Origin of the sequence: Caballeronia sp., assembly GCF_028292365.1 — a bacterium.
Taxonomy (GTDB): Bacteria; Pseudomonadota; Gammaproteobacteria; order Burkholderiales; family Burkholderiaceae; genus Caballeronia.
Genome location: NZ_JAQGMM010000145.1, coordinates 1 through 2,644, shown reverse-complemented (window position 1 = coordinate 2,644; position 2,644 = coordinate 1). Strand labels below are relative to the sequence as shown.

The 2,644-nt window shown below is 60.1% G+C and carries 3 protein-coding genes; 2 read left to right on the top strand and 1 reads right to left on the bottom strand.

Annotated elements, in window-relative coordinates; genetic code table 11:
- Both JWR14_RS08990 and JWR14_RS08985 read left to right on the top strand, forming a co-directional pair.
- On the top strand, positions 1 to 1,012 hold a 1,012-nt coding region (locus JWR14_RS08990), incomplete at its 5' end, for a phospholipase A (protein ID WP_299704723.1).
- Between the two features lie 64 nt (positions 1,013 to 1,076).
- Positions 1,077 to 1,280 carry a DUF1289 domain-containing protein gene (locus tag JWR14_RS08985; RefSeq protein ID WP_097262484.1) on the top strand — a complete coding sequence of 68 codons (204 nt, stop codon included), beginning with the start codon at positions 1,077 to 1,079 and terminating at the stop codon, positions 1,278 to 1,280.
- A gap of 52 nt (positions 1,281 to 1,332) precedes the next feature.
- Here the strand turns inward: JWR14_RS08985 and JWR14_RS08980 are convergent, their stop codons facing one another.
- A complete protein-coding gene (locus JWR14_RS08980) occupies positions 1,333 to 2,490 on the bottom strand; it encodes a nitronate monooxygenase family protein (RefSeq protein ID WP_299704708.1) in 1,158 nt (385 codons plus the stop codon).
- Positions 2,491 to 2,644: the final 154 nt, after the last annotated feature.

Sequence of the window (2,644 nt, the reverse complement as noted above, 5' to 3'; positions counted from 1 at the left end):
GCTGGCGCTGCAACGCGAACCCAACGCCCCCGACAAGCTGACGCTGCGCCCCGGCCAATATCGAAAAGTTCGCTATGCCGCCCCTTGGCCCGACGCGGCGCGAGGCGTGATGAAGGTCGATCCAGGAGGCTTCGATTCATCACCCATGCTGATCACCCTGAACCGCGGCAAGTCGCAGACGCAAGTGGTGGCGGCGGAGACTGCTGAGACTAAAGCCAAGACACCGCAGCAACTGGCGAGCGCAGAGGCCGAGGCGAACACATCGGCCGTTCCAACGACCACGACTGACCGCTTGTTTAGCGGCCGGTTGTCGACCTTCGAACCGATGTATTTCGCCGATGGCCAGAACGGCGATAACCTCGCCAAATTCCAGTTCAGCTTTAAATACCGCCTGATCATGCCGGACGATCCCCGCTCGCGCGGCTTCCTCGACAACCTGTATTTCGCCTACACGCAAACGTCGATCTGGGACCTGTCGGCCGAATCGGCGCCGTTCCGCGACACGAGTTACGAGCCGCAACTTTTCTACTACCTCGAGAACACGGGTTGGAAAAGCTCGCTGTTTTCGCGCATGGGCGTAACCGCCGGTATCGGACATGAGTCGAATGGCAAAAGCGGCCCGGATTCGCGCGGGATCAACATCGCTTTCGTGCGTCCGAGCTGGGATTTCGGCGATATCAATTCGAACCACCTGACCATAGCGCCGAAAATCTATTACTACATCACGAAGAACGGCAACGAGGACATTCAGGACTATCGCGGTTACGTCGACCTGCTCGTGAAGTACGGCAGCCCTGACGGCTGGCAACTCGCCACGACACTGCGCAAGGGCACAAAGCACGGATACGGCAGCGTTGACAGCCAATTCACCTATCCGCTCGCCAAGCTGATCGGCAGCGCGTGGGGCGGCTATTTGTGGGTGGGGTATTTCAACGGCTACGGCGAAGACATTCTCGATTACAACCAGCGTAACCACTGGATCGCGCGGATCGGATACAGCATCGCGCGTTAAACTTAGGTCTTTTGCGCGGGCGCTGCAGTTTTCACTGCATGCCGCGCCCGACTATAGGCGGTTTATGGCATCGAACCTTCATGATTTGCCCGACAGCCCGTGCATCGGCGTCTGCTCGACCCTCTTCGACGATGTCTGCAAAGGCTGTGGCCGCATGGCCGGAGAAGTCTCCAACTGGGTGTTTCTCAGCGACGCCGAGAAACTCGCGATCTGGGAACGCATAACCCGCGAAGGCACTGCGATGCGCTTCACGCGGGACAAGGTCTGAGCGGCGGCTGAGTCGCATCTCAGTCGCATCTGACTTGCGAAACTCGTGTTGCTCAGGCTACCGCCGCGGGCCGGATATCCGCGACCAGCAAGTCGAGCAGTTCGCGCACACTGCGAATCGCGGATCCGAACGGCAGCGCCTCGCGCCCCCGGAAGAACAGTCCGTTCGCGCGATCTCCACGCAGCGCCGCGGCGAGACGGGTATCGATACAAAAGTGCCCGAATTTCTCGATACCATCGCGCAAACCACACGCCACGAGGCAATTGAGGCCCGTGGGACACTTTTGCTCACGCGAGCCAATCTTGTCGCGAATCCGTTGCTCATTGCGCATGTAGCGATCGAGCCATGGTGTCTTTACCGCGCGCGCCGGCAGGCCAGTCACACTCACGAATTCGACGATGTCTTCCGGCGTTGCGTCAGCGAGAATGCGCTTGAACTCAGGATGCGCGTCACCTTCCTCAGTCACCGCGAACGCTGTGCCAAGTTGCACGCCTGACGCACCTGCCGCCAGCCAACGACGCACCGCCGCATGCCCGTCGATGCCACCCGCCACGATCAGCGGAATCCGGGTACGGCCGATGCCGAGGGTATCGAACGTCAGCATGGTTTCATCGATCACCCGGGCGAAGTCAAAACGCTCGCTCGGAATATCCGCGACGCTTGCCACGCCAAGATGGCCGCCGGCATGCCCCGGATGCTCGATCACAATCGCATCGGGCAAACGATTCTTCTTGAGCCACTTCTTCAGTACCAGCGCGATGCCACGGCTATCCGACAAGATCGGGATCAGCGCGATATCGACGCCTTGCGTCAGGTCAGGCAGGTCCAGAGGCAGTCCCGCGCCCATGACGATAGCGTCCGCGCCGCTCTCGCACGCGGTTTGCACCGCTGCCGCGTAGGACGAGACCGCGCGCATGACATTCACGGCAATCATGCCGCGGCCCTCGCTAAGCGCCTTCGCTGCAATGATCTCGCGGTGCAACGCCGTCTGGTTGGCGGCTTCCAGCGTCGCCTGATCCGGATTCTGTTTGCATATTTCAAGCAGGTCGGGATGGTGATGCCGCAAGTCGATGCTCGATATTGTTCCCATTGCACCCTCCCGGGCGACGGCGCCGGCCAGCCGGTGCGCGGACACACCCACTCCCATGCCTCCCTGCACAACAGGAAGCAAGGTGCGGCCGCGAATGGTCAGGGGGGTAAGAGGGGTCATCGAAGGGTCATCTCCAGAGTCAAAGTTTTGAGCTTGCAGGAGGTTGGACAAACTGATGTTGCTTTTTATCAAGCAAGTTCGACTGTGCTGTATTTCAGTTTTCCGAACGTGTTTCGTTCCCCGAAAACGCAAACGGCCCGCTTCGTTACGAAGC